Origin of the sequence: Cohnella ginsengisoli (assembly GCF_029525555.1) — a bacterium.
Lineage (GTDB): Bacteria > Bacillota > Bacilli > Paenibacillales > Paenibacillaceae > Cohnella > Cohnella ginsengisoli.
Genome location: NZ_JAPDHZ010000003.1, coordinates 572,701 through 599,322, shown reverse-complemented (window position 1 = coordinate 599,322; position 26,622 = coordinate 572,701). Strand labels below are relative to the sequence as shown.

The 26,622-nt window shown below is 61.0% G+C and carries 21 protein-coding genes and 2 pseudogenes; 22 read left to right on the top strand and 1 reads right to left on the bottom strand.

Annotated features, from left to right (window positions below; all coding sequences use genetic code 11):
* The first annotated feature begins 40 nt into the window (after window positions 1-40).
* From OMP38_RS13900 to fdhD, 13 genes and pseudogenes are all read left to right on the top strand, one after another.
* Window positions 41-1,141: a Gfo/Idh/MocA family protein gene (locus OMP38_RS13900; protein WP_277565680.1), complete on the top strand. Its 1,101-nt coding sequence runs from the start codon at window positions 41-43 to the stop codon at window positions 1,139-1,141.
* Between the two features lie 18 nt (window positions 1,142-1,159).
* Entirely contained in the window at window positions 1,160-2,062 is a 903-nt protein-coding gene (locus tag OMP38_RS13895) for a sugar phosphate isomerase/epimerase family protein (protein ID WP_277565679.1), read from the top strand.
* A 175-nt stretch (window positions 2,063-2,237) separates the two neighbouring features.
* The gene (locus OMP38_RS13890) at window positions 2,238-4,466 is read left to right on the top strand and encodes an extracellular solute-binding protein (protein WP_338130569.1); all 2,229 of its coding nucleotides are present in this window, start codon (window positions 2,238-2,240) and stop codon (window positions 4,464-4,466) included.
* 134 nt (window positions 4,467-4,600) lie between these two features.
* On the top strand, window positions 4,601-5,578 hold the full coding sequence (locus OMP38_RS13885) for an aldose 1-epimerase (RefSeq protein ID WP_277565678.1): 978 nt from the start codon (window positions 4,601-4,603) through the stop codon (window positions 5,576-5,578).
* Between the two features lie 47 nt (window positions 5,579-5,625).
* Window positions 5,626-5,814, top strand: coding sequence for a hypothetical protein (locus OMP38_RS13880; protein ID WP_277565677.1), 189 nt, complete (start codon window positions 5,626-5,628; stop codon window positions 5,812-5,814).
* A 59-nt stretch (window positions 5,815-5,873) separates the two neighbouring features.
* Window positions 5,874-6,770: a fatty acid desaturase gene (locus tag OMP38_RS13875; protein ID WP_277565676.1), complete on the top strand. Its 897-nt coding sequence runs from the start codon at window positions 5,874-5,876 to the stop codon at window positions 6,768-6,770.
* Window positions 6,771-6,785: 15 nt separating this feature from the next.
* Complete coding sequence (locus tag OMP38_RS13870) at window positions 6,786-7,103, top strand: MocE family 2Fe-2S type ferredoxin (RefSeq protein WP_277565675.1); 318 nt, start codon at window positions 6,786-6,788, stop codon at window positions 7,101-7,103.
* A 19-nt stretch (window positions 7,104-7,122) separates the two neighbouring features.
* Window positions 7,123-8,355, top strand: a complete 1,233-nt coding sequence (locus OMP38_RS13865) for an NAD(P)/FAD-dependent oxidoreductase (RefSeq protein WP_277565674.1) — start codon at window positions 7,123-7,125, stop codon at window positions 8,353-8,355.
* Window positions 8,356-8,385: 30 nt separating this feature from the next.
* Entirely contained in the window at window positions 8,386-9,372 is a 987-nt protein-coding gene (locus OMP38_RS13860; protein WP_277565673.1) for an aldo/keto reductase, read from the top strand.
* Window positions 9,350-9,868, top strand: coding sequence for a creatininase family protein (locus OMP38_RS13855; protein WP_277565672.1), 519 nt, complete (start codon window positions 9,350-9,352; stop codon window positions 9,866-9,868). The genes OMP38_RS13860 and OMP38_RS13855 overlap by 23 nt, the downstream gene beginning before the upstream one ends.
* Complete coding sequence (locus OMP38_RS13850) at window positions 9,855-10,238, top strand: hypothetical protein (RefSeq protein WP_277565671.1); 384 nt, start codon at window positions 9,855-9,857, stop codon at window positions 10,236-10,238. The genes OMP38_RS13855 and OMP38_RS13850 overlap by 14 nt, the downstream gene beginning before the upstream one ends.
* Window positions 10,239-10,418: 180 nt before the next feature.
* Window positions 10,419-12,774 (top strand): annotated as a pseudogene (locus OMP38_RS13845) (FdhF/YdeP family oxidoreductase).
* A 32-nt stretch (window positions 12,775-12,806) separates the two neighbouring features.
* Window positions 12,807-13,596: pseudogene (gene fdhD / locus OMP38_RS13840) on the top strand (formate dehydrogenase accessory sulfurtransferase FdhD).
* A gap of 28 nt (window positions 13,597-13,624) precedes the next feature.
* Here the strand turns inward: fdhD and OMP38_RS13835 are convergent.
* Window positions 13,625-16,198: an AraC family transcriptional regulator gene (locus tag OMP38_RS13835; RefSeq protein ID WP_277565670.1), complete on the bottom strand. Its 2,574-nt coding sequence runs from the start codon at window positions 16,196-16,198 to the stop codon at window positions 13,625-13,627.
* 186 nt (window positions 16,199-16,384) lie between these two features.
* On the opposite strand from OMP38_RS13835, the gene OMP38_RS13830 reads away from it, so the two are divergent.
* The 9 genes from OMP38_RS13830 (at window position 16,385) to OMP38_RS13790 (ending at window position 26,491) form a co-directional block, all read left to right on the top strand.
* A complete protein-coding gene (locus OMP38_RS13830; protein WP_277565669.1) occupies window positions 16,385-18,076 on the top strand; it encodes an ABC transporter permease in 1,692 nt (563 codons plus the stop codon).
* A 186-nt stretch (window positions 18,077-18,262) separates the two neighbouring features.
* The gene (locus tag OMP38_RS13825; RefSeq protein WP_277565668.1) at window positions 18,263-19,624 is read left to right on the top strand and encodes an ABC transporter substrate-binding protein; all 1,362 of its coding nucleotides are present in this window, start codon (window positions 18,263-18,265) and stop codon (window positions 19,622-19,624) included.
* Window positions 19,625-19,690: 66 nt separating this feature from the next.
* Window positions 19,691-20,032 carry an L-rhamnose mutarotase gene (locus tag OMP38_RS13820; protein WP_277565667.1) on the top strand — a complete coding sequence of 114 codons (342 nt, stop codon included), beginning with the start codon at window positions 19,691-19,693 and terminating at the stop codon, window positions 20,030-20,032.
* Between the two features lies 1 nt (window position 20,033).
* Complete coding sequence (locus OMP38_RS13815; protein ID WP_277565666.1) at window positions 20,034-20,804, top strand: SDR family NAD(P)-dependent oxidoreductase; 771 nt, start codon at window positions 20,034-20,036, stop codon at window positions 20,802-20,804.
* Between the two features lie 18 nt (window positions 20,805-20,822).
* The gene (locus OMP38_RS13810; RefSeq protein ID WP_277565665.1) at window positions 20,823-21,899 is read left to right on the top strand and encodes an enolase C-terminal domain-like protein; all 1,077 of its coding nucleotides are present in this window, start codon (window positions 20,823-20,825) and stop codon (window positions 21,897-21,899) included.
* Between the two features lie 44 nt (window positions 21,900-21,943).
* Window positions 21,944-22,963, top strand: coding sequence for a zinc-dependent alcohol dehydrogenase (locus tag OMP38_RS13805; protein WP_277565664.1), 1,020 nt, complete (start codon window positions 21,944-21,946; stop codon window positions 22,961-22,963).
* Between the two features lie 20 nt (window positions 22,964-22,983).
* Window positions 22,984-23,823 carry an amidohydrolase family protein gene (locus tag OMP38_RS13800; RefSeq protein ID WP_277565663.1) on the top strand — a complete coding sequence of 280 codons (840 nt, stop codon included), beginning with the start codon at window positions 22,984-22,986 and terminating at the stop codon, window positions 23,821-23,823.
* Between the two features lie 644 nt (window positions 23,824-24,467).
* Window positions 24,468-24,959, top strand: coding sequence for a family 14 glycosylhydrolase (locus OMP38_RS13795; protein ID WP_277565662.1), 492 nt, complete (start codon window positions 24,468-24,470; stop codon window positions 24,957-24,959).
* Window positions 24,902-26,491 (top strand): sugar-binding protein, encoded by a 1,590-nt coding sequence (locus OMP38_RS13790; protein WP_277565661.1) that lies wholly within the window; start codon window positions 24,902-24,904, stop codon window positions 26,489-26,491. Before OMP38_RS13795 ends, OMP38_RS13790 begins: the two co-directional genes overlap by 58 nt.
* The last annotated feature ends 131 nt before the right edge of the window (window positions 26,492-26,622 follow it).

The following is a 26,622-nucleotide window of genomic DNA, read 5'->3' as shown; positions in this document are numbered from 1 at the left end:
GGGTGTAAACGAAGCGCAAGGCAGAGGAGGAGGGTGTCGTTTGGCTGCCATTGACTTAGATCTGAACATCGACCCGGTCATGCCGAGCCGCAAGGACTTCCGCATCGGCTGCATCGGCTCCGGCATGATCATGCGGGATTGCCATCTGGTGGCCTACCGCGACGCCGGCTTCAATCCGGTCGCGATCGCGTCCCGCACGTTCGAAAACGCCCAAGCGGCGGCAGAGCTGCGCGGCATTCCGAAGGTGCATCGCTCCTGGGAGGCGCTCGTCGAGGACCCGGACATCGAGATTCTCGATATCGCGCTTCCGCCGGACCGGCAGCTGGACGTCGTCCGATTGGCTGCGAAGCAGCCGCACATCAAAGGCATCTTGTGCCAGAAGCCGCTGGCGATGAATTCGGCGGAAGCGCGGGAGATCGTCCGGCTGTGCGAGGAGGCGGGCATCAAGATCGCGGTGAACTCCAATATGCGGTACGACCAATCGATCCGGGGGCTGAAAACGGTACTCGAACGCGGCTATCTGGGCGAGCCGGTGCTGGCGACGATCGAGATGCGGGCGATTCCCCATTGGCAGGAGTTCCTCCGCAAATACGACAGAATCGAAATATTGAACATGGGCATTCACCACATCGACACCTTCCGCTATTTGTTCGGGGACCCGGAGAAGATCACGGCGGTGACGCGCCGGGATCCGCGTACGGCCTTCAAACACATCGACGGAATCTCGCAATATACGTTCCAATACGCCAACGAGCTGATGGCGACCAGCCTGGACGACGTATGGGCGTGGCCGGGCGAAGGGACCGAGAAGGACATTTACATCAAGTGGAGAGTCGTCGGCACAGACGGTCTGGCGCAAGGCTATATCGGATGGCCGTATCCGGAGCGTACGCCCAGCACCCTGGAATTCACGACCCGGCAGGCCCCGAACGAATGGTTCCGCCCGACGTGGGACAAGGTTTGGTTTCCCGATGCGTTCCAGGGGACGATGGGGCAATTGCTCCGGGCCGTCGAATCGGACGCCGAACCGGAGATCGGCGGCAGGGACAATCTGAAGACGATGGCCGCGGTAGACGCCTGCTACCTGTCGATTGCCGAAGGCCGCACCGTCGCGTTTTCCGAAGTCGCAGGCTCAATTTAATCGAGGAGGCACGCATTCATGATCAACGTGGGCATTTTTAACGGTTACTATCCTTATACGCTCGACGAGACGATCTCCCGCATCAAGAAAGACGGCTTTAACTGCGTTCAGCTGGACCTGTCGTTCAAGGACCTGGACACGACGCCGGCGAATCTGACGAAGGAGAAGGCGAACTTCATCCGGGACGCCTTCCGCGACGCGAATCTGCCGATCGTCTGCATCTCGGGCTACACGAATCTCGTCCATCCCGATCCGGCCCAGCGCGAGCAGAACGTGAACGAGCTGAAAAACCTGCTGCGCTATGCCCGCGACCTCGGCACCCCCTACGTGATCAGCGAAACCGGCACCTACAACACGGAAAGCGACTGGGTATGGGATCCGAAAAACGGCACGGAGGAAGCGTACGAGGACATTCGCCGCACGCTTGAGGAGCTGGCGAAGTTCGCCTACGACCATGGCTCCGTGTTCCTCGTGGAAAATTACATCCAGAACATCATCGGCTCCGTCGACCAGCTGGCCCGTCTGTTCCATGACGTGAACCATCCGGGACTCGGCCTGCTCATGGACCCGACCAATTACTTTACCGGCCACAACATCGGCCGCGTGGACGAGACGCTTAATCACATTTTCGACGTGCTCGGGGACCGGATCAAGATCGCGCATGCCAAGGACATCAAGCCGGCGGAGGACACGGGGGAGAAGCACGCCGACATCGACGCCACGGAGTCCCATACGTTCCGCGGCGCGGGCGCGGTCGAGCTGCCGGCTCCGGGGCTCGGCATCCTGAATTACGATCTGTATCTGGCCCGCCTGTCCAAGCTGCACCCGAACATTCCGATTATCATCGAGCATCTCGACGAGACGGATATCCCCCGTGCGAAAAAGTTCCTCGACGGCAAGCTGAAGCGCGCCGGCGCCTGAGCCGCCGCCTTGCGAATGAATGGACGATGATCGAACGAGCGCGGATTTTCGCGCTTGTTCTTCTTTTTCTTTGAAAGGCGGGCGCGCAGCGGACTCTTTCGTCGGGAGAAGCTTTTATTTTCGGATGCCGAGTGGTAAAATCCACTTGATTTGCATCCCCCGATGACAAGGAGGGCTGGCTCTGCCCACCATCAAAGACGTAGCCCGGCTCGCCGGCGTATCCGTCGGGACGGTGTCCAACGTCCTGAACGGCAACACGAACAACGCGGCTTTAATCGCGAAGGTAGAGTCCGCCATGCAGCAATTGCAGTATCGGCCGGATGCCACCGCGCGGAATTTAAAAAATACGATGAGCAACGAAATAGCGCTGATCTTGCCCAATATCGTGCATCCGGACATGCAGACGCTGCTGAGCGCCATCGAGACGGAGCTTCGGGAGAGAGGATATCATCTCCTTCTCAAGATTACGAACAACAACCCCATCCTCGAAAAGCAAAGCCTGGAGCAGTGCCTGGAGCAGCGGGCGGGGGGCATTCTTCTGTATTCCGATACCCGCCCGGGCGAGCTTCTGGAACGGGTGCCCGGCGAGACGCCGGTCCTGCTGATCGGCAAGCGCGGCAAGCACGACGTCATGGCCAATTCGATCGTGATCCAGTACGACAAAGCGCTTGAAGAGGCGCTCGCGCGGTTTGACCGCCAAGGCGTGCGGGAAGTCGGCCTCATCCTCGAACGGGAGATTTTGCACGGGAACAGGGTGATGGACATCTACGAGAAATACGGCGTCCGACAAGACCTCGTGCACGTCGTGGACTTCAGCAAGGAACGGGGGTTTAAGGCGGCGTACGAGCTGCTGGATCGCAATCCCGGCCTGAAGGCGATCATCACGAGCAACTACCTGATCTCGGAGGGCACGCGCAAGGCGATTCGGCTGCTGCAGCGGAAGGACGTGGCCCATGTCACGTTCAAGGAGCAGAACTGGATCGAAGACGAAGGCAACTATGCCGCGATCATCGCCGTCTCGTTCCGCAAAGTCGCCGAGGCGGCGGTACGGAAGCTGATGACGGCCATCGACAATCCGCATACGTACGAGCCGATCGCCGAGCAGGTGGAGGCGGAGCTCGTGGAGACGGCCCCGCTGCTGGCCGGTCTGGGCAGCCGCAAGACGGCGGACACGCTGCGTCTGGCCATGTTCGACAGTCCGGCGGCCGAGGCCCTTCGCATGCTGTCGCAGCTGTATACCCGCGAGACGGGCGTCCGGGTCGCGTTCGAGATGCTCGGCTATCGCGAGCTGCGCGAGCGGCTCTTTGCGCCGGAATCCCGGCGCGAAGCGACCGACGGCTTCATGATGGACATCACCTGGGTGGACGGACTCGCCCGGAGCGGGATCGCGCTGCCGCTGGACGAATGGATCGAGGCGTCCGCCGGCTATTTCGAAGGCTTCGTGCCCGGCACGGTCAAAGAGTACGGGATGCAGGGGGGAAGGCTGTACGGTCTTCCGTTCATGTCCGGCACCCAGCTGCTGTTTTACCAGAAGGATCTGTTCGAGAATGCGCAGCTCAAGCGACTGTTCAAGCGCAAGTACGGCGAAGAGCTGGCGCCGCCGTCGACATGGGCGCAATACAATCTGATCGCGGAGTTTTTCACGCGGGAATACAACGAGCGATCCCCGGTCAAATACGGGCAGGTCGGCGTACAGGGTGCGAGCGTCTACACGACCGTATCCTTTCTGAACCGGCTGTGGGCGTACGCCAGCGACATTTTCGCCGACGACGGCAGCGTCGTCCTCGCGAACGGCAATGCGGTGGCCGCGCTCAAAAGCTTGGCGAAAAGCGCGCAGTTCGCGCCGAAAATGCCGATCGAATCGTGGGACGACGCCGTCGAGCGCTTCAAGCAGGGGGACAGCGCCATGGTCGTGCTGTACGATTCGCATGCGGTGGATATCAACGACTATACGAAATCGAAAGTGGCCGGCAACGTCGGCTATGCGTTGATCCCGGGCCGCACGCCCGTATTGGGGGGCTGGAGCCTGGGCGTCGATGCGCGAAGCCGCTGCCCCGAGGCCGTCGCGGATTTTTGGATGTGGGCTTGCGGCAACGCGAGCGCGATTCCCGGCTCCCTGCTCGGCGGCTCTACGCTGCGGCAAAATTACTTTTCCCGGCGGGACCTTGAAAATTTGTATCCCTGGAAATCCCTGCTGCCGGAAAGCTACGCGATCAGCCGCAAACGGATCGTGCCGGCGTCCTTCCAGGGCCGCAACATCGAAAACGAAATTTACAATCGGATCGTGGCGCAAGAGATCAACGATGCCGTCCTGGGCGTCCGCAGCGAGGAGGAAGCGCTGCGCAACATCGAAGCCAGAATCAAAGCGCTGCTAAACACGACCGACGCGGGAAAAGAGGGCTGAAAGCGCAATAATTCGTTATTGCGTCAGCCATTTTCCTGTGATAAAGTGAACTTGCGACCATTCGTGAAACGTTTCATGAACAATATATGAATATACCGGATTGGTATTTTCAGAGCAGGGAGTGATCGAATGCCATGCCCAACTACGCAGCGGTGAACATTCATGAGGAGGGGTCGCAGGTCATCGAATTGTGGGACGAAGCGCGCGAGGCGATCGCGGCGGTGATCCCGGAGCTCGGCAACAATTTGTACCGCTTCACCGTCAGCGGCCGTCCCGTCATTCAGCCGCCCGCGCATTTGCCGGATTTTTGGCAGGATCCGTTCGTTCCGTTCCAGTACGGCATTCCGATCTTGTACCCGCCGAATCGAATCAAGAACGGCACGTTTACGTTTCGCGGACGCCAGTACAGGCTGCCGCTGAACGAGCCCGACAACCATCTGCACGGGGAAATTTGTTCAAGGGTCTGGGAGGTCCTCGCTTACGGCGCTTCCGAGGAGGCCGGCGCTTATGTGACCTGCCGCTTCCGCTATACGGATCATCCCGAGATCGTCTCCTATTTTCCCCACGAGCTCGTATTCGAGGTCACGTACCGGCTTTATGAAGGCGCTCTCATCATGGAGAGCTCGATCGTGAACGAAGGGAAGGACGAGGCGCCCTTCGCCTACGGCTTGCATCCGTATTTCCCGATATTCGTCGAGGACGGGGAAGCGGTCGTGCTTCAGGTTCCCGCGGCCAGAGAGTGGCCGGTCACAAGCGAGGCGTTCGTGACGGGCGAGCCGGCGCGCACGGCGTATGGCGAGCAGTTAAGCGAGGGCGTCGACCTGAGAGATTATCCGATATCGGGTTGCAGCCTGATCGAGCTTGCGGCGGATGACCGCGTCTGCAGGATCGGCATGACAGCGCGCGGCTACACGATCGCCTACCGGATCGACCCGGGCTTCCCGTTTCTCGTGCTGTTCCGCCCGCATTGGGCGTCTGCCTTTTCGCTGGAGCCGTATACGTACGTCACGGATGCCTTCAATCTCCCTTACGCGCATGACTTGACCGGGGCGAAGGGGATCGGGCCGGGAGAGACGCTCAGCTTCGCCAACCGCTTGTGGATCGAGCATTGAACAACGATACGACGTCGAGCGATCGACTTTGAAGGAGGCGCTTTAAAATGGCTGCGACAGCAGACAAAAGAGACTACAGCTTGACCGGACCGGAAGGCAAACGCGCGGAGGAGAAAGGACTGGTCGCCGCCGACTGGTATCAAACCCCCCATCCCGCGGGCGCAGATGAAGGCGCTCATGAAGCGCAAGAACGGACCGGCGATACGGGATACGATCATCTGGTTCGGGGGGGCTGATCGTTCTCGGATATCTGGCGTATCTGTCCTGGGGAACCTGGTGGGCGGTGCCCGCGTTTTTGGCCTACGGCATTCTGTACGCGACGCCGGCCGACTCCAGATGGCACGAATGCGGCCACGGCACGGCGTTCAAGACGCCGTGGATGAACGAGGCCGTCTACCAGATCGCTTCGTTCATGATGCTCCGCTCGGCGACGCCCTGGCGCTGGAGCCACACCCGCCATCATACCGATACGTTCATCGTCGGGCGCGACCCTGAGATTTTGACGGAGCGGCCTCCGGTATGGAAGGTGCTCATCATGGAGGTGGCCCACCTGTACGGCGGGCCGAAGGAGCTCAAGCGATTTTTCCTGCACGCCGCGGGCAAGGTGGATCGCACGGAAAACGAGTACATTCCGGCCTCCGAGCGCCGCAAGACCTATTGGGAAGCCCGCATCTACCTGTTCATTCTGCTCGCCGTCGTCGCGCTGTGCGTGTTCACCAAAAGCGTTTTGCCGGCCATGTTCGTGTTTTTGCCTTCTTTCTACGGCTCGATCATCGTCATTCTGTATGCCATGACCCAGCACCTCGGCTTGTACGAGGACGTGCTGGACCACCGCCTGAACACGAGGACGATGTATTTGAACCCCGTCCTGCGGTTCCTGTACTGGAACATGAACTATCATATCGAGCACCACATGTTCCCGATGGTGCCGTACCATCAGCTGCCGCAGCTTCACGAGGCGATGAAGCACGATTGCCCGGCGCCGCGGCCCGGACTGTTCCCGGCCCTGAAGGAGGTGTTCGTCGCGCTGCGAAGGCAAAAAAAGCGACCCTGCCTATGTCATCGTGAAGCCGCTGCCGTCGACCGCGAATCCCTATTACTACGGCGTATCGAACGTTCCGGACCCCAAATGGCGCACAAGCTGAGGCCGGCTCGGCCGCATGTTACAAACGCATACTTTCCAAACTCATAAAAGGAGCTGGACACCATGGCGCAAACCGAATGGATCGAAGCTTGCGAAACGGACGACATCGAAGAAGAGGACGTGATCCGGTTCGATCACGGAGACCGGACGTTTGCCGTCTATCGGACGGATAAAGGCGATTTTTACGCGACGGACGGCTATTGCACGCATGAACGGTTCCACCTGTCGAACGGCCTGGTCATGGGCAGCACGATCGAGTGTCCCAAGCACAACGGCCGCTTCGACATCCCGACCGGCTCCGCCAAGCGCGCGCCGGTGTGCGTGGATCTGAAAACGTATCCCGTCAAAGTGGAAAGCGGCAAAGTTTATATCCAGATCTGACTGCTAAGGAGCAACCCTCATGAATAATTACGGAATGGTCATCGTGGGAGCGGGCGAAGCCGGCGCACGGGCGGCGGCGGAATTGCGTTCGCGCGGCTGGACGGGCGAAGTCACCCTCGTCGGAGACGAGCGTCACGCGCCTTACGAGCGCCCGCCCCTGTCGAAGCAGGCGCTGTCGGGGGAAGAGGCGCCCGCGCCCGTCACGATCCTGGATCGTCCGCGGCTGGATGCGCTCGGCATCCGGCTCGTGTCAGGCGACGCCGCCGTCCGGATCGACCGCGCGAGCCACGAGGTCTTGCTCGCGGGCGGCGGCAAGCTGCCCTATGAGCGGCTTCTGCTGGCGACCGGCGCCAACCCGCGCAAGCTGACCTTGCCGGGCGACGCCTCCGGCGACATGCTGTATTTGCGTAAATTCGAAGACGCGCTGGCGATTCGAAGCCGTCTGGCCGCCGGCAGGCGGATCGTCGTCATCGGGGGCGGCTTCATCGGCCTGGAGACGGCGGCCAGCGCCCGCGCGGCAGGCTGCGAAGCGACCGTGATCGAGGTGGCGCCCCGAATTCTGATGCGCGGCGTGCCCGAAGCGATCGCCGCGACAGTGGAGGCGCTGCATCGCGCCAACGGCGTGGACTTCAGGATCGGGATCCCGATCGACAGCGTGAATCGCGAGGACGGCGAATATGTCATCGCGCTGGCCGACGGCAGCCGGGTGCGGTGCGACGCCGTCGTCACGGGCATCGGCGCGGTGCCGGAGACGACGCTGGCGGCCGAATGCGGCCTCGAGCTCGACAACGGCGTGAAGGCGGACGAATGCCTGGCCACGTCGGATCCCGACATTTTCGCCGCCGGCGATTGCTGCTCGTTCCCGCATCCGCTGTACGGGAAGCGTATCCGGCTGGAGGCGTGGCGCAACGCGCAGGACCAGGGCACCCATGTCGCCGGCAATATGCTCGGCGACCGCGCCCCTGACGGGGCTGTCCCGTGGTTCTGGTCGGACCAATACGACCGGACGCTTCAGGTGTCCGGACTGTCCGAGCCGTCCCATACGACCGTGCTGCGCGATCTGGGCGAAGCCGGCAAGCTGTATTTTCACCTCGACGGCGACGGCCGCCTCGTATCCGCCAGCGCGATGGGAACGGCCGGCATCGGCAAGGAGATTCGTCTGGCCGAGATGCTCATCGAGCAAAGGGCCCACCCGTCCCCGGAATCGCTGGCGGATGCCGGAATTCGTTTGAAGGCGCTATTGCGGGCCTAATTGACCCTCTATCCGAAAGGAATGAATGCTTTGCAATATAATCCGTTTGGCAAACTCGGCACGCGCGTGTCCCGGCTCGGCTTCGGCGCGATGGGACTCGGCGGCGTGTTCGGCGCCTTCGACGAGAAGGACCTGATCCGCTCCGTCCTGCACAGCCTCGATCAAGGCGTGAATCTGATCGACACCGCGCGCAACTACGGGGAGTCGGAGCGCATCCTCGGGCTGGCGCTGAAGGAATGGAGCGGCGAACGGCCGTTTATCGCTTCTAAAATCCAGTCGAAGGGTCCAGGCAATCTTGGCTGGGGCCAGCCGATCCCCGTGGAGACGGCCTTTCCGAAAGGATGGCTGCGAGAGAGCACGGAGACGTCCCTCCGCCTGCTGGGCGTGGAGACGATCGACCTGATGCAGCTCCACCAATATTGGCCGCAATGGGACAAAGCCGATTACTGGATGGAGGAGCTGCTGCAGCTGAAGCAGGAGGGCAAGATTCGAGGCATCGGCATCTCCTTGCCCGACCAGCGCCACGATCTTGCGCTGACGCTCGTGCAAACCGGGAAGATCGACGCCGTACAGACGGTGTTCCACATTTTCGATCCGCTGCCCCTGGACAGTCTGATCCCGATCTGCCAGGAAAACAACGTAGCCGTCATCGCCCGCTGCATTCTGGACGAAGGCGGGCTGACCGGCTTCCTGAAGGCGGACACCGTCTTCGAGGAAGGCGACTTCCGCAAAAACTACTTCGACTACTTGCCGCGCGGCGTCTATATCGACCGCGTGAACAAGCTGAAGGAAGCGTTCGTGCCCAAGTACGCGGGCAGCCTGGCGGAGCTGGCCATCCGGTTCGTGCTTCAGCATCCGGGCGTGACGACGGCCATCAGCTCCATGCACGTGAAGCAATATGCCGACGAGAACATCGCCGCGGCAGGCTGCGGGCCTCTGCCGGACGACGTGTTCGAAGAGATCCGGCGCCATTACAGATGGGTGAGAAACCTGTATGAAACCAAGTACTGGAACTAAGGTTCTATGGGCGGAGCTGCTGCCGCACGAATTCAAGCAACGTCAAGAGGCATGCCCGGTCGTCTATCTGCCGCTTGGGCTATGCGAGCCGCACGGGCAGGTCAGCGCCTTCGGTCTCGACACGATCAAGGCCGAATGGCTGTGCGAAGAGGCGGCGCGCAGGGAGGGGGGCATCGTAGCCCCCTCCATGGGCTATCACATCCACGAAGCGGGTTACCACGCGAGATGGCTCGAGGAGGAGGTCGGCGAGGAAAATCCGCACATGACGGGCATCCCGCCCGCCGTGATGCTTCATCTCTTCCTGTATCAGCTGCGCGCCTTCGCGAATGCGGGCTTCTCGACGATCGTCGTCGTCAGCGGGCACAGCGGGGGCAATCAACTGGACCTGCGGCTGGCGGCGGAGCAGTTCATGAAGCGGGTGCCGGTGCAAGTGTGGGTGCGGAGCGACCCCGAACTGGTGGAGGGGCTGTACGAGGGGGATCATGCGGGCTCCTGATGAGATCTCGCAGCTGATGTACCTGCGTCCGGATCTGATCGACATGGAAGCAAGGGTGCTTGAGGATCAAGCGGGCTCCGGCGGCCGGCTGGCGCTGGCGGCGGACGCCGACCAGGCGACTGCCGAACGGGGCCGGGCGATCATGGAGGCCTGTCTGGACAGCTTGTGCCGGGAGGTGGACGGGATCAAGGCGGAGCTCGGGGGAGGCGCGCTTTCCTCCGGTGGATTACGGGACGGTCGAGGAAATCTGGGGCGTTGTATGGCGTTCCGCAGCGGACTGGACGACGGCTCGGCCTTGGCCGGGCCAGGCGGCGGTCACGCCGCAGTCGCGGTGGAAACCCTACGAACGCCACGCGCCCGCCGGGCATGAATCGGAGATTTAACCGCGGGCAAGCGACGAGGGCGATGCGACTGCGGGGGCGAGCACGGGGATGGATACGGGGATGGACGCATCCCCGTTTTCTTTTTGTCTCCGGAGCGAACCTGCCGTTCTCGCAATGTGAAGGCTCTCATTATATTAGATTGCAGGCGTGGAGGAGGGGGACGCAGTATGGGCAAGACGAAGCATACCGGACCGATGAAGCTGCCGGGGCGGCCCGATCCGAAGCTGTGGGTCAGCCGGGTCCCGTTCGGACTGGGCAAAATCAAACCGAAGCATATCCGCGATACGTTCAAGGTGGCGTGGGACAACCGCGACAATCTGCCGTATGCATACCGCATCCTCACCCAGGGCGTATGCGACGGATGCGCGCTCGGCGTCTCCGGCCTGTACGACCGGACGCTGGCGGGACCGCATGTGTGCACGACAAGGCTGAACGTTCTTCGGCTGAATACGATGCCCGCGATCGAGCCGAGTGTGCTGCATGCGGACATCGAGGAGCTGCGCAAGCTGGACAGCACGCAGTTGAGGAAGCTCGGCCGGCTGCCTTATCCGCTCGTCCGCGAGCGAGGGAGCCGCGTCTTCCGTCGCGCGTCGTGGGACGAGGCGATGGACCGGATCGCGGCCAAGATTCGCGGCATCGATCCGAAGCAGCTCGCGTTCTACCTGACGGCCCGGGGCATCACCAACGAGTCCTATTACGCGGCGGCCAAGGCCGCGCGCTATATCGGCACGAACAACATCGACAACGCGTCGCGAATCTGCCATTCCCCTTCCAAGACCGCGCTGAAGCGGTCGCTCGGCATCGGCGCATCCAGCTGCAATTACAAGGACTGGATCGGCACGGACGTACTTGTGTTCTGGGGCAGCGTCGCGTCCAACAACCAGCCCGTCTCGACCAAATACATGTACGCGGCCAAGCGCAAGGGCACGAAGATCATCGTGATCAACCCGTACCGGGAGCCGGGCATGGAGGACTACTGGATCCCGTCCATTCCCGAATCGGCGCTGTTCGGCACGAAGCTGGCCGACGACTTCTATCAGGTGAACATCGGCGGCGATATCGCGTTCATGCACGGCGTCATGAAGGCGTGGTTCGATATGGAGGAGGCGCGTCCCGGCTCCGCGATCGACCATGCGTTCGTCCGCGCGCACGCGACCGGCTACGAAGCGCTGAAGGCGCATGTCCGACAGCAGGATTGGGAGCCGCTCGAACGGGCTTCCGGTCTGCCGCGGGAACGGATGACAGCATTCGCCGAGCTGCTGGCCCGCGCCCGCTCGGGCGTGTTCGTATGGAGCATGGGGCTGACGCAGCACCGGTTCGGCACGGACAATATCTCGCAGGTGGCGAACCTGGCGCTGCTGCGCGGCTTTATCGGCCGCGCGCATTGCGGCGTCATGCCGATCCGGGGCCACAGCGGCGTGCAGGGCTCCGGCGAGATGGGCGCGGACCCGTTCAGCCTGCCGGGCGGCGAGTTCGCGGGCGACGACGTCGGCCGCGTGGAGCGGCTGTGGGGCTTCGAGCTGCCGCGCTGGCAGGGCGACATCGTCGGCGTGTCGCTGGAGAACGCGCTGCTGCCGGACGCGCACGAACGCAAGCTAAAGGTGTTCTACACCTCCGGCGGCAATTTTCTGGAGACGATGCCCGATCCGGACTTCGTCCGGCGCTGCCTGGAGCGCGTGGATGTCCGCATTCATCAGGACATCGTGCTGAACACCTCCACGCTCGCGGACGCGCGCGAGGAAGTATGGGTGCTGCCGGCGATGACGCGCTACGAGCAGCCGGGCGGAGGCACCTCGACCTCGACGGAGCGGATGGTCTACTTTTCGCCGGAGATCGAAGGGCCGCGGATCGCCGAGGCGCGTCCGGAGTGGGCGATCTACGGGGAATTGGCCGCGCGGGTGAAGCCGGAGCGCGCGGAGGCGGTCCGCTTCGCAGACGCGGCCGCGATCCGGGCGGAGATCGCGAGGGCGGCGCCGAACTACGACGGCATCCAGCATCTCTCCCGGCGAGGCGACGTATTCCAGTGGGGCGGCGCCTGGCTGTGCGAGGACGGCGTCTGTCCGACGCCGGACGGCAAGGGCCGGCTGCTCCCGATCGAGCTGCCCGAGCGGCGCAAGCCCGAAGGGAGGTTCTACGCCACGACCCGGCGGGGCAAGCAGTTCAACTCGATGATCTACGGGGAGAAGGATCCGTTCAACGGCGCGGGCCGGTACGACGTGCTGATGCCCGCGGACGACGCCCGCGAGCTGGGGATCGAGGAAGGGGGAGGCGATCGTGGCGTACAACCGGCACGGCACCTTCCACGGGCGGGCCAAGTTCGAGCCGCTGGCGCAAGGCAATATCGGACTGTATTGGCCGGAGAGCAACGCGCTATTTCCGAAAGGGGTATACGAGCCGTTCGCGGGCATTCCGGAATACAATGCGTACGTCGTCGTGGAGAAGGCGGAAGCGTACCATGCGTTGAAGGATGCCCGTTATGTGGAAAAACGCGTGGCGGAGCTGGAGCTGGAGCCGCCGGAATGAGCGGGAGCGCCAAGCAAGAGGAGGGTACCGTCATGAATCCGAAGGCAACCGCGGTCTGGCCGACGATCAAGGTCGTCGGGACGGACGTCGCCGAGCGGGAGGACGCGATCGCGGAGGAGTATCCGCTGACGATCCGTCTCGACGGCGAGGAGTTCGCGACGCTCGTCTGCTCTCCGGGCGAGCTCGAGGACCTCGTCGTCGGCTTTCTCGCTTCGGAGGGCGTCGTCCGCTCGGCGGACGATATTCGCGAGCTGTCCCTGGACGAGGAGCGGGGCTTCGCCTACGTGAGCCTGCATCGCCCCCAATCGACCGGCAAGGACTTTTATTCGAAGCGGCTCATCGGCTCCTGCTGCGGCAAGAGCCGACAATTTTATTTCCACAACGACGCGCGCACGGCCAAGACGGTCACCGGAGGCATGAACGTCACCGCGGACGAATGCCTGGCGTACATGCGGCAGCTGCAAGAGAGCTCCTCCGATTTTCATCTCACCGGCGGCGTGCACAACGCGGCCCTGTGCCGGGACGGCGCGCTCGAGGCACAGCGCTCCGATATCGGGCGGCACAACGCGCTGGACAAGCTGTTCGGCCACTGTCTCCGCCATCGCGTACCGGCCAAAAGCCATGCGATCGCGTTCAGCGGCCGCCTGTCCTCCGAGGTCGTGCTCAAAGCGGCGAAGATCGGCTCGCCCGTCCTGCTCTCCAAGTCGGCGCCGACCGGTCTGGCTCTCCGGCTTGCGGACGATCTGGGCATTACGTGCGCGGGCTTCATCCGGGGGGAGCTCGCTGAACATTTATACGCATCCCCGCCGGATTTTGCTGTGAGTAGGCATCCCCGGCGCCACCCGCGGCTTTAGCGACTGCGGTATTCGCTTGGCGTGAGGCCTGTCACCTGCTTGAAGATGCGGCTGAAATAATAAGGATCGGGATAGCCGACCCGCTCGCCGATTTGCTTGACGGTCCAGTCCGGCTCGCCGGCGAGCAGCCGCTTGGCTTCCTGAATGCGAAGCGTGATCACATATTTGGAAGGCGGCTCTCCCATATACTTGATGAATATTTTCGTCAGGTATGACGGATTGAAGTTGAACTGCCGCGAGATGTCCTCCAGGTTCAAATCCCGATCGAAGTTGTCCTTCAAAAACTGCTGTACCGATTGTACGATCTCCTCCGGGGTGTAGGCGTGGTTGTCCAGCGTGGTCACCTTCGCCGCATTCCGCTCTCCCCGCTCCTGCTGCACCTTCATTTTGATTTTCGCCAGCACCAGCTCGAGCTCCCCGGTCTTTACCGGCTTGAGCAAGTAGTCGACGACCTCGTGCTGCAGCGCGTGGCGGGCATATTCGAATTCGTTGTAGCCGCTGATGACGACTTTATGCACGTGCGGGAACTTGAGATGCGCGACCCGGATGACCTCGCGGCCGTCGAGGATCGGCATCTGAATGTCGGTGAACAGCAGGTCGACCGGCGTGCGCGCCAGCCAGTCGAGCGCTTCTGCGCCGTCAAGCGCGGTGCCGACCACCTGGAACGCCGGATCGGCGGCCTGGATTTTTTTGACCAGATTTTGCAGGATCAGCTCCTCGTCCTCGGCTACGACGGTACGGATGATGACCGGCTGTTGTTCCATGTTCCGTTTCCTCCCGTTGTCGACATTCCGCCGATCGTCACGATCGCGCCGCCTTCTGGCGCATCTTCGATGCGGAACGTCATTTTTTCTCCGTACAGCATTTTCAGCCGGATATAAACGTTCAGCAGCCCCATGCCGCCAAGACCCAGGTTCAGGCGCCCGGCCGGTCTGATTGATCCGCTCCACGGCCTCCCCGAGCCGAAGGCGGGCGTTCTCGCCGAAGCCGGGGCCGTTGTCCCGCACCTCCGCGTACCACATCGCTCCCTCGGCGTAGGTCCGAATCCGGATCTGCCACGGCGGGACGCCCTTCGTCCCGTACTTGACCGCATTCTCGACGAGGGGCTGGACGATCAGCTTGGGCACCTGAACTTGACCGAGCGCCTTGTCGGCGTCCAGCGCGAAGGACAGACGGCTGCCGTAGCGGAAGCCGATACACCGCAGAAACTTTTCCGTATGGGTCAGCTCCGTCTCCAGATCGACCAGCGAGTCGCCGTCCGAGGAAATATACCGGAGCAGGTCGGACAAGTTTTCGATCATGCCTACGATCTCCCGGTTCATATTCTCTTCGGCCATGACGCCGATCGTCGCCAGCGTGTTGTACAGGAAATGGGGATTCATCTGCGACTGCAACGCCAGCATCTTGGCCTGCAGCTCCTGCTGCTGGGCGAGCAGCAGCTCGTCCATGGAGTACTTGAGCCGCTCCCCCATTTTTACGAATGCCAGCTGCAGCCGGTCCAGCTCGTTCAGCCCGCTGGTCAGCTCGACCGGGGTGGGCGACGCGATGCTGTCCAGATTCGTGGATTTGATGAGCGCGTGCATGCGGGCGATCGGCTTCGTGATGCGCTGGGCCGCCACGAACGTCAGCAGGAGCGCGAACAGCAGTATGCCGACGGAAAACGCGATAAACGCCTTCGTAAAGGTGCGAAGCGGCGTAAAAAGCGACTTCTCGGACAGGATGACGGCCGAATTCCAGCCCGTGAATTCGGAATGCGCGATGGCGAACAGCTCCCGCTCTCCCGTGGCCGGGTTGACGATCGAACCGCCGCCGGGGCGCTCCCTGAACTGCCGGACATAGGCCGACTCCGCTTCGTGGCCGGGCCCCGCAGGGTAGATCAGCTCGCCCTGCTCGTTGTAGACGATCACGCCCTCCTGCCGGGACTGAACGATCGTCTTGAACAGATTGACGACCGACTGCTTGACCTCGACGATCCCTTCCGGCGTGTTGTACCGGTCCATGAACAGGCGGAGGAGCGAGATGGAGTAGGCGTCCTCCTGCGTCGGCAACACGTGGGTGAGCTGCTCGTCGCGCTCGGGAATCGTGATCACCTTGCCTTTCTCGTTGGCGACCACTTCCTTGTACCAGGGCATCGTCACCAGCGACACCGCCGTCCGACGATTATCGAATCCCGAGCCGAACATATTGCCCTGAAAGTCGTACAGATTGACCTGCTGCACGGGCATGGCCGGCCCGTTGGCGGCGACGAGAATCTCGGCGAGCTCCTTCGTATTGGCGATGTCTTCCGCGCTGCTCCCGCTCTCCTCGCTCTTGCCGGAGAACTTCAGGAAGCGCTCCTTCACCAGATTGGAATACAAAATATTTTGCGAAACCGTATCCATTTTTTGAATCTCCAAATCCAGCTTCTCCTTGACGGACAAGGAGGTGCCGGAGATCGAGTCGGCCGCCTGCTTGCGGAGCGTGTCGGAGGACCACAGGTAGAAAAGCAGCAGCGAAATGGTCAAAATCAGCGCGATAATGACCGAGTAGGCAACGAAAAGGACCGATCGGATAGACCTGCGCCTGAACATGCGACACCTCCATGCCCCCATTGTGCGTCTTGTCCGGCTGCCTTGTCAAAGGGGGGCGAAGGTAAAATAAGTGCAAGGCAGATGGTCGGTTTTCTGCATGGCGGGGAGATGGCGCCGATTTTATAATGAAAACGCAACCAAAACAAGTAAGCGCATTCAGATTGCTCAGGTTTGGAGGGGTTGAGTTTGAAAGACAGGACGTATCCGTATTACTTCTCGCTCGGCGCCATGCTGCTCTACGTCCTGCTGCTGGTGTTTCCCGGCGTCGCAGGCATCCTGTACGCTTTCACGGACTGGAACAGCTACGATTCCGCCGTTCACTTCATCGGCCTGGACAACTTCAGGCAAGTGTTCTCGGGAGAGAATATGTATTTGTCCTATATCAAGAATACGCTCGTATTCACGGTATCGACGATCTTGCTGAAGACGGTGATCGGCTTCTTCCTGGCGCTGATGCTGATCAAGGGCGTCCTGCTCAAAAACATGCACCGCGCCGTCATGTTCATGCCCGCCGTCGTGCCGATGCTGATCGTCGGCCTCATCTTCAAGTCGGTGCTGCATCCCGACACGGGACTGCTCAATACGTTCCTGCGCGAGGTCGGACTCGGGGCGCTCGCGCAGCACTGGCTGACCGATCTTACGTGGGCGTTCAAGTCCATCATCGCGGTCGACGTCTGGAAAGGAGCGGGCTACATTATGGTCATCCTGCTCGCCGGGCTGCAGACGATTCCGAAGGACTACGACGAAGCGGCGGAGATCGACGGCGCCGGCTACTGGAGCCGCATCTGGCACATCACGCTTCCGCTGCTGGCCCCGGCGCTGACCGTGTCGGTCGTGCTCAACATGCTGTACGGGCTGAAAATTTTCGATACCGTCTACGTGCTGACCAACGGCGGCCCGGGCTATGCGACGGAAGTCATCTACACCGGCGTATTCAAGGAATTTTCGATGGGCCGCTACGGCGTCGGAACGGCGTTGTCCACGGTGCTGTTCATGTTCATGACCGTGCTCGGGTATTTCGTCGTCAAATGGATGGGCAGAGAGGGGGGAGGCGCGATGAGCCTGCGTCTTGTCAAACGATGGTCGCTGAACGCGTTCGTATGGATCGTGAGCGCCGTCACGATCGCGCCGCTCGTGCTGATCCTCATCAACTCGCTGAAGGATTCGGCGCAAGCGAGCTCGATGGGCATGGATCTGCCCACGTCGCTGCACCTGGACAACTTCGCGGTCGTGTTCGAGAAAGGGAAGCTGTCCCAGTCGCTCTGGAACAGCCTGCTGTATGCCGGCTTGTCCACCGCGCTGTGCGTCGTGCTCGCCGCGCTGGCCGCCTACGTCTATTCGCGCAAGCCGAATCGCCTGAACCGCTTCAGCTACATGTTCATGCTGCTGGGCCTGGCGATGCCGCTGAACTATTTCACGCTGACGAAAACGATGCAGCTCCTCCATCTGATCAACACGCAGACGGGCATCATCCTGCTGTACGCGGCCGTGCAAATTCCGCTCAGCGTGTTCATCCTGTACGGCTTCGTCGGCGGCGTGCCCAGGGAGCTGGACGAAGCGGGCATCATCGACGGGTGCGGTCCGGTCCGTCTGTTTTTCGAGATTATTTTCCCGCTGCTGAAGCCGGCGGCGGTGACCGTGTTCATCCTGGCCTTCCTGAACTCGTGGAATGAATTTTTGCTTCCGCTGTACTTCCTCAATTCAGCCAGCCAGTGGCCGATGACGCTGTCGGTGTACAACTTCTTCGGGCAATTCCAGATGGACTGGAATCTCGTCAGCGCGGACATCGTACTGACCAGCTTGCCTGTCGTCGTGCTGTATTTGCTCGGACAGCGGTCCATCATCGCAGGCATGACGGCAGGCTCGGTCAAAGGCTGATGCGGGATGCGGCTTGCTGTAAGGCGTGCGGTGCTGCGTGCCGAATCGGCGCGCGCGAAGACAGGCCACGGCCGGCGAGGTAAAAAAAAGTGCAAGCAAGAGAACGGAATCGTGCATTTCAAGCGGTTCGGCAGCGCCGTTAAAATGAAAGCGCAAACAAAAATAAAGTCTAAGGGGAATCCTCAGATGAAAAAAGCGATGGGCATGCTGACCGTACTCGGATTGACCGCCGGCCTGCTGGCCGGCTGCGGAAGCGACAAAGATGCCGCGTCTTCGTCTTCCGGCGCCGCCGGCACAAGCGGAGCCGGCACGGCCGCGGCCTCCGAAGCGCCGAAAGAAAAAGTGACTTTGACTTATACGGCCAGCCAGGACTGGATCAAGGAATCGGAAATGCAGCTGGCCAAAAAGTTCGAGGAGCAGACCGGCATCCACATCGATTATCAGATCGTGCCGGCCGATCAGTATCAGAACCTGCTGAAGGTGAAGCTGAACTCGAAGGAAGCGCCGGACATCTTCGGCGGCCAGGACGGCAAATTCGATCTCGGTCCCTTATACGACGTAGAAAACAACGCGGTCGACCTGAGCGGGGAAGAATGGACGAAGCGGGAAAACAAGCTGTTCCTCGAACAAGCGACCTGGAACGGCAAAGTATACGCGCTGACCATCTGGGATCCCACCTACGACTATTACGTGGTGTACAACAAGAAAATTTTCGAAAGCCTCGGGCTTCAGGTTCCCAAGACATACGCCGAATTCCTCGCGGTGTGCGAAGCGATCCAGAAGTCGGGCGTCACGCCGATCTACGAGCCGGTATCGGACGGCTGGCACCATGTGCTGTGGTTCCCGGAGATCGGGCCCAAATTCGAGGAAGCAAGCCCGGGCCTCGTCGACAAGCTGAACGCCAACCAGGCGCAATTGGCCGACGTGCCGATCATGGAACAGGCGCTCACGCAGTTTTCCGAGCTCGTGAAGAAGGGCTACATGGGCAAGAGCTACTTCTCCAATACGTTCGCGGATACGGAGAAAAACATGGCCGGCGGCAAGTTCGCGATGACGGTGCACAACCTGGGCCTGCCGGCGACGATCGAAAAAGCGTTCCCGGAAGTGAAAGCGGATACGTTCGGCTACTTCCCGATCCCGCTCGTCGACAACCAGATCATGAACATCGCGCCTGCCGCGCCGAGCAAGTTCATCTATTCGGGCTCCAAGCACATCGAAGAGGCGAAGAAGTACTTCCAGTTCCTGACGGAGCAAGAAAACCTGCAATATTTCCTCGACAACGAGCCGCGGTTCCTCGCGCTCAACTTCGAAGGCATTCAAGGCCGCTTCACGCCGGAGCAGCAGCAGTTTTTTGACACTTACGGCGCGAAGCAGGGCTCCGGGCTGCAGATGACGGCCAAGTACGTCAACCCGCAATGGATGGATATCGGCAAGGACATGAGCGCGATGATCAGCGGCGCGATGCAGCCGAAGGACGTGCTCAAAAACGCCGACAAGCGCCGGATGGAACAGGCGAAGGCGGCCAAAGATCCGGCCTGGCAGCAATAAACGCACGGCAGCAGAGCCCGTCCTTCACCGGGGCGGGCTTTCTCTTGGAGCGAAAGGAGGGCGCGCATGATCGAGAGATCGCTCTGGGTCGCGACGCTGCGGGCGGACAAGGTCGAGGACTACGAACGGCTGCATGCGCGGCTGCCGGCGGAGATCGCCGCCCAGCTCGGGGACAAGGGCTTCGTACGCCTCGATATTTACCGGCACGGACTCGCGCTGTTCATGACGTGGGAGGTCGATCCGGGACGGGCGAAGGCGGGCCGCATCGTGCGCGAATCGGCCGAGCGCGCGTGGGATCGCCTGACTGGCGATTGCTTCGCGGAAAGCTGGAGACAGGTTCCCCTGCTGTTCCGACTGTCGGACCATCTGCATAAGGCATCACAACTCGAGGGACAAGGGGCGGATTGATATGGCGCTTGACTGGCAAGGCAAAACGGCGATCGTGACCGGCTCGACGAGCGGCATCGGCAAAGCCGTCGCAGAGAAGCTAGCCGCGCACGGCATGCGTACCGTCGTTCACGGACGCAACCGGGAAGCGGGCGAGACGACGGCTGCGGGCATTCGGGCCGCCGGCGGTGAGGCGCTGTTCGTGCAGGCCGATCTGCTGGACCCGGAGGCGCCTGGGAAGCTCGTCGACACGGCGGTCTCCGCATGGGGCCGCGTCGACTGCATCGTGAACAACGCGGCGCTCGTGTGCAACAAGCCGATCGCGGATATCCGCCACGAGGATTGGGACCGTCTCTTCTTCGTCAACCTGAAGACGCCGTTCTTCCTCGTTCAGCGGGCGCTGCCGTGGCTCGCGCAGAACAAAGGGACCGTCGTCAATGTCGGCTCGATCAACGGTACGTTGAACAAGCCGGACAATGTCATATACGACGCGATCAAGGCGAGCCTGAACCATATGACGCGCGGGCTGGCGCTCGATCTCAGGGACCGGGGCATCCGCGTCAACACGCTCATGCCGGGCGGCGTCGCCACGCCGCTCATCGACCAGTGGTTCCACCAGATGTACGACGATCCCGCGGTCGCGCAGCGGCTCGCGGACGAGGAGAAGGCGAAGCCGTTCATGGGCGCGCCGGAGCAGATCGCCGACGCCGTCCTGTACTTGTGCGGCGGCGGCGCTTCCTGGATCAACGGGGCCGTCATTCCGATCGACGGCGGCTACAATATCGGATGCTAGGGAGAGGCGGGAGCGATCGTGAAAATCATTGACGTGAAGGCTTATGCCGTCAAGCAGGAGGTCTCCATTCCGTTCAAGTGGCGGAAGGGTTTGCCGCAAGGCTCGCATTTGAACGAAATGGGCATTTTGCGCGTGATCACGGACGAGGGGATCGAAGGCGTGGCGGTCGCCCAGCGCGGTCTGATGACGGTGGACTATACGCAGCGCCGGCTGAAGGACTTGCTGATCGGCAAGGACCCGCTGCTCAAGGAGCGGCTCTGGCACGAGATGTGGGAGCTCGACCGGGCCGAGGAATTCCAGATTTACTACATGGGACTGCCTGACGTCGCGCTCTGGGACATCACGGCGAAGAAAGCGGGCATGCCGCTGTACCAGCTGCTCGGCGGCTCCCGCGATCGCGTGCAGGCTTATGCCTCCACCGTGACGTACGATACGACGGACGAATATCTTCGGGTCGCGGACTACTGTCTTGAGAAGGGCTACCGCGCGATCAAGCTGCACGCTTGGGGCGACGCGCGCGCCGACGCCAAGCTGTGCCAGGCGCTGCGCAAGCACGTCGGAGACGACATTTGCCTCATGTACGACGGCTCGGCCGGCTTCGACCTGCAGGATTCGATCTACCTGGGCAAGGCGCTCGAGCAGGCGGACTATTACTGGTACGAGGAGCCGATGCGGGAATTCAGCATCTGGAACTACAAGAAGCTGTGCGACGAACTCACGATTCCGGTGCTCGCTGCCGAGACGTCCGACGGATGCCATTACAATGCGGCGGACTTCATCGTACACGGCGCCTGCGACAGAATCCGGACCGGCACGGTGCTCAAGGGCGGCATCACGGGCTCGCTGCGGATCGCCCACCTGGCGGACAGCTTCGGCATGAAAGCCGAAATCCACGGCGGAGACCAGGTGAACGTGCAGCTCGCCTGCGGGATCGGCAACAATACGTTTTTCGAGGTGCTGGCGTGGGGAACGGGGCCGATCGGATTCGGCTACCCGGTTGAGGAAGACGGCTTCATTACCGCGCCGCAGGTGCCGGGAATCGGTTATTCGTTCGACTGGGAAGAGATCGAGCGCAAGGCTTACGCCAAAGTGTAGCGACGCGAAGCCGAAGACATCGTCCAAGAGGAGCGAAAGCCGTCATGAGAGCCGTTTACTATCATGGAAGCAAGACGCTTGTCGCCGGGGAAGCGGCATCGGTCCCCCCGGGACCGGGGGAGGTCCGGATCCGGGTCGCCTACGCCGGGATATGCGGAACCGATCTGCATATTTATCACGGCCATATGGACGCCAGGGTGACGACGCCTCATATTATGGGCCATGAGATGTCGGGCGTGATCGAGGATGTCGGCGCGGAGGTGAATGGACTGCAGCCGGGCGATCGCGTCACCGTCATGCCGCTGCATCCGTGCGGAGACTGCCCGGCTTGCCGGGCGGGGTACGGACATATTTGCCATCGCCTGAAGTTTTTGGGCATCGAGACGCCCGGCGCTTATCAGACGCTGTGGACCGTCCCCGCCTTCGCCGTGCTGCCGATTCCCGAGTCGTTGAGCCTGGAGCTGGCCGCGCTGCTCGAACCGCTGGCCGTCGCCTGCCATGACGTCCGGATCGGCGCGGTGCAAAAAGGAGAGCTGGCCGTCGTCATCGGCGGCGGTCCGATCGGCGCGCTGATCGCGTTCGCGGCGCGGGAGAACGGGGCGCGCGTGCTCGTCTCCGAGATCAATCCGTACCGGCTGGCGCTGCTCGGCCGTCTGGGCTTCGAGACCGTCGATCCTTCGCGGGAGGACGTCGCTGCCCGGGTGAACGCGCTGACCGGCGGCGCCGGGGCGGACGTCGTCTTCGAAGTGACGTCCTCTGCCGCGGGCGCCGAGCTGATGACGAAGCTGCCTCGAACGCGCGGGCGGATCGTCGTGGTCGGCATTTTCAGCAAGCCGCCGGCCGTCGACTTGCATCGGTTCTTCTTCCGGGAGCTGCAATTGTTCGGCGCGCGCGTATACGAGAGAGAGGATTTCGTGCGCGCGATCGGTCTGGCGACATCGGGACGGCTCCCGCTGGCTTCGCTGATCACGGACATTTTGCCGCTGGAGCGGCTTGCGGACGGGTTTAAAAAAATGGAGAGCGGCGGCGACGCGATGAAAATCCTGCTGCGCTGCGCGGAATAGAGCCGGGAGGTGCGTCCGCGATGAGAATCGATGCCCATGCGCATGTATGGAATATGGACAGAATTCGTTATGAATGGCCGACGCCGGACGAACCGGAGCTGTACCGCAGCATCGAGCCGCCCGAGCTGGCGCCGCTCCTTCGGGAGGCCGGCGTGTCGGGCGCGGTGCTCGTACAGGCTGCGGACGACCGCGCCGAGACGGATTATTTGCTGGACATGGCGGCAGCGCACGACATCGTCAAGGGCGTCGTCGGCTGGGTGCCTCTCGATCGGCCGGACGAAGCGGGGAGGCAGCTGGAACGACTGGTTAAGAACCCGTATTTTAAAGGCGTCCGCCATCTCATCCATGGCGAAGCGGACCCGGACTGGGTCGTGCGGGACAACGTAGTGGAAGGGCTTCGCGTGCTGGCGTCCTTCGGGCTGACGTTCGACGTCGTCGCTGTATTTCCCGACCATCTGCGCCACGTGCCTGCCTTGGCGGAGAAGGTGCCGGGGCTGCGCCTCGCCTTGGATCATTTGGCGAAGCCGCCGATTGTCGATGCCGGCGGATTCGGCGAATGGGCATCGCAGCTTGCGGCGGCTGCGGCCTATCCGAACGTGCATGCGAAGCTCTCGGGCCTGAACACCGCCTGCGACTGGGCGCGCTGGGACGCTGAGGATTGGCGGCCGGCCGTGGAAGCGGCGTTTCGGGCATTCGGCGCGGAGCGGCTCATGTTCGGCAGCGACTGGCCCGTCGCCAATCTCGCGGGCGATTACGGACGGGTGTGGGAAGCGACGCTTCGCAACCTGGAGGGGCGATCGGCCGCAGAGAAGGAAGCCGTACTGGGCGGTACGGCGATCAAGTTTTACGAACTATCGTAGCATGTACGCCATCTGACGGAACTGCGATGCCGGAGGCCGCGAACCGCTTAACACCGGAAGACGAAAGCAGAAACGGAACGGAGCGATAACAGTTGAAAAGCAGTTAATCGGCGCGCTGAACCGGGCTGGGAAGGAATAAATGTCCAACCGCAATTATTTTGTTCAAAACCGTGTCAAAATGTTCGAAGGTGAGAAATTAAGTGCGCTACAACACTTATTTGCCTAAAGAGCGTTGTGATCAAAGGAAATAAATGCGTTTCGACAGCTATTGGATAGGCGGCGAGATCCCCCCGCACGCATCGCGCGACGGTGCGTGGACAAGATTCGTCGTTTATTAACATTATTTACAGTTTTTATTTCAGAATCTGCTGACCGCAGGTTCTTTTTTGTTTATTGATGCTGTCGATGCCTTCGGTGGATGCATCATCACGACATGAGGATCCGTCATCGCCATTTAAAGTCCGCGTTGATAAAATGAGCGTGCAGTGCGACATCCGCGCAACATTGCGTTAAGCAAGTTCTATCATTTTAATACGGGAGGCGAGCCTATTCGATTACGTTGGTATAGGAGTGACAGCTGCATCCTTGCTTTAAGTCACCGCATTTTTGATAGCGCTTCCAAATAAGCAAAAGGAGCTGGACTTATGTTTAAACGTCTTTCGGTCTGGTTACTCGCATTCGTGCTTTGTTTGCCGTTTCTGTCCATCGCTCCGAATGGCGCGAATGCCGCGCCCGCGAACGGAAACTTCGGATTCGCAACCGGTTATTCCATCTTAACGATGAGCGATGCCGATATGAACGCCTGGCTGGATGGCATGTCGGCTACGGGCGCAAAGTACATTCGCTTCGACTTCAGCTGGGGTTTCGTACAGTCGGGCGGCTCCGCATCGTATGACTGGTCGCAGACGGACCGCGTCGTTAACGCGGCGATTGCCAAGGGCTTCAAGATCCTGCCCGTTATCTCCCATCTTCCCGGGTGGGCGGGCACGCCAGCCACCATGAACGCGGCCAATTTCCAGAATTTTGCGTACAATCTTGGGCTGCGGTATATTCCGAAAGGCATCACGGAATACGAAATGTGGAACGAGGCGAACATTCAAGGCTTTTCCCCGCGAACTACGTCAATAAAATACTGATACCGGGCGCAAACGGCATTCGTCAAGCCGCGACGCAATTGGGTGCGAGCGTCACCGTCGTATCGACAGGGTTATCGCCGGCCGCGACGAACGGCGTGGACTGGTCGATGCTGGACTATGTCACGGGCATATACGCGAACGGAGGGAAGAACTACTTCGACGCTTTAGGCGTACATCCGTATACCTGGCCGAACGACCCGACAGTCATGACGAATTGGAACTGGCTGCTGAAGACGCCCGAGTTGTACAACGTCATGGTCGCAAACGGAGACGGCAGCAAAAAACTGTGGGTGACGGAGAACGGATTTCCGACGAGCACGACGAACGGCGTCACGGAAGCGCAGCAAGCCCAATACATTGAAAGCGCATACAATACTTGGAAGTCGTTTTCTTTTGCGGGCGGACCGTACTTCATGTATTCGTATAAGGATGTGGGTACGAACGCCGCCAATCCGGAAGATTTCTTTGGTATCGTACGCTATAACGGGACGTTGAAACCTGCTCATGCCACGGTCGTCAATCTGATCGCGAACAATCCGAATTCGGGGACGGCATCGGCGTTGAACATCACCGGCCCGATTACGGTGGACGGCAGTCTTAGCGAGTCCGGCTGGACGGTAGATACGGGCGTCAACAAAGGCGTGAGCGGCACGCCCAACAACACGGTTACTTTTGACGTCATGTGGAACAACAGCTACTTGTATGTCGGCGTCAAAGTGCTCGACGGCAACCTGTACAAAGATTCGGCCAACAGCTGGGAAGACGATTCGGTGGAAATTTACGTCGATCCCGGCAACAATCACGCTACGGCGTACGACGCCAACGACCGACAGTTTATCAAAGGCTACAACAACGCTGCCTTGTTTGAAAAGAACGGCAATACTTCCGGCGTGCTGCACGGCTGGACTGCGATCGCGGGCGGATATAGCGTGGAATTGGCGATCCCTTGGAGCAATCTGGGCATTACGCCGTCCGGCGGGACGACGATCGGCCTCGATATCGGCATTAACGACGACGACAACGGCGGCACCCGCGACAGCCAGCTCGTATGGAACGGTACGATCGACAATTGGACGAATACGGCCAACTTCGGCGATGCCGTATTGTCGCCGACGACGACCGGTGCGCCGTTGACTTATTACCGTATTCAGAACCGTTGGAAGGACACCCAATTCCTTTATGACGGAGGCACCCGTGTCTATTACGGCAGCGGGACCGGAGATTCGTACTTATGGAGCCTGGAGACGTACGGCAGCTATACGCGGATTCGCAACAAAGCAACGGGAGAATATGTGAACATCAAAAACGGAGCGACCAACGTAGAGAGCACGGCGATCGCGGCAAGCGACGCCTCGAGCCACTGGACGATTGCGAGCTCATCCGCGACGACGACGGCCAAATCGATCAAAAGCGCATCGAACAACGGTTTTATCAATAATGAGACGCAGCTCGGATACGTTACCTGCGATCGAACGACCGTCCCGTCCGATACGTCATGGTCTTCCGAGCAATGGTTCTTCGTGCAGCAGTAAGCGCTCGCAAGAAGCTTGCTGCAGGTTTGCAGTTTGCGGAATGAATATGATTCTTCCAACATTGGCTAGACGGAGTTAACGACCAAGTCGGATGAACGAGTCGCCGTCAGCGTATTAATCTAAAAGGATAT

Excerpts from the sequence above, each read along its gene's own strand:
- OMP38_RS13895 (WP_277565679.1), top strand. The coding sequence starts at position 1,160 with ATGATCAACGTGGGCATTTTTAACGGTTACTATCCTTATACGCTCGAC.
- OMP38_RS13885 (WP_277565678.1), top strand. The coding sequence starts at position 4,601 with ATGCCCAACTACGCAGCGGTGAACATTCATGAGGAGGGGTCGCAGGTC.
- OMP38_RS13880 (WP_277565677.1), top strand. The coding sequence starts at position 5,626 with ATGGCTGCGACAGCAGACAAAAGAGACTACAGCTTGACCGGACCGGAA.
- OMP38_RS13870 (WP_277565675.1), top strand. The coding sequence starts at position 6,786 with ATGGCGCAAACCGAATGGATCGAAGCTTGCGAAACGGACGACATCGAA.
- OMP38_RS13865 (WP_277565674.1), top strand. The coding sequence starts at position 7,123 with ATGAATAATTACGGAATGGTCATCGTGGGAGCGGGCGAAGCCGGCGCA.
- OMP38_RS13855 (WP_277565672.1), top strand. The coding sequence starts at position 9,350 with ATGAAACCAAGTACTGGAACTAAGGTTCTATGGGCGGAGCTGCTGCCG.
- OMP38_RS13850 (WP_277565671.1), top strand. The coding sequence starts at position 9,855 with ATGCGGGCTCCTGATGAGATCTCGCAGCTGATGTACCTGCGTCCGGAT.
- OMP38_RS13835 (WP_277565670.1), bottom strand. The coding sequence starts at position 16,198 with ATGTTCAGGCGCAGGTCTATCCGATCGGTCCTTTTCGTTGCCTACTCG.
- OMP38_RS13825 (WP_277565668.1), top strand. The coding sequence starts at position 18,263 with ATGAAAAAAGCGATGGGCATGCTGACCGTACTCGGATTGACCGCCGGC.
- OMP38_RS13820 (WP_277565667.1), top strand. The coding sequence starts at position 19,691 with ATGATCGAGAGATCGCTCTGGGTCGCGACGCTGCGGGCGGACAAGGTC.
- OMP38_RS13815 (WP_277565666.1), top strand. The coding sequence starts at position 20,034 with ATGGCGCTTGACTGGCAAGGCAAAACGGCGATCGTGACCGGCTCGACG.
- OMP38_RS13805 (WP_277565664.1), top strand. The coding sequence starts at position 21,944 with ATGAGAGCCGTTTACTATCATGGAAGCAAGACGCTTGTCGCCGGGGAA.
- OMP38_RS13800 (WP_277565663.1), top strand. The coding sequence starts at position 22,984 with ATGAGAATCGATGCCCATGCGCATGTATGGAATATGGACAGAATTCGT.
- OMP38_RS13795 (WP_277565662.1), top strand. The coding sequence starts at position 24,468 with ATGTTTAAACGTCTTTCGGTCTGGTTACTCGCATTCGTGCTTTGTTTG.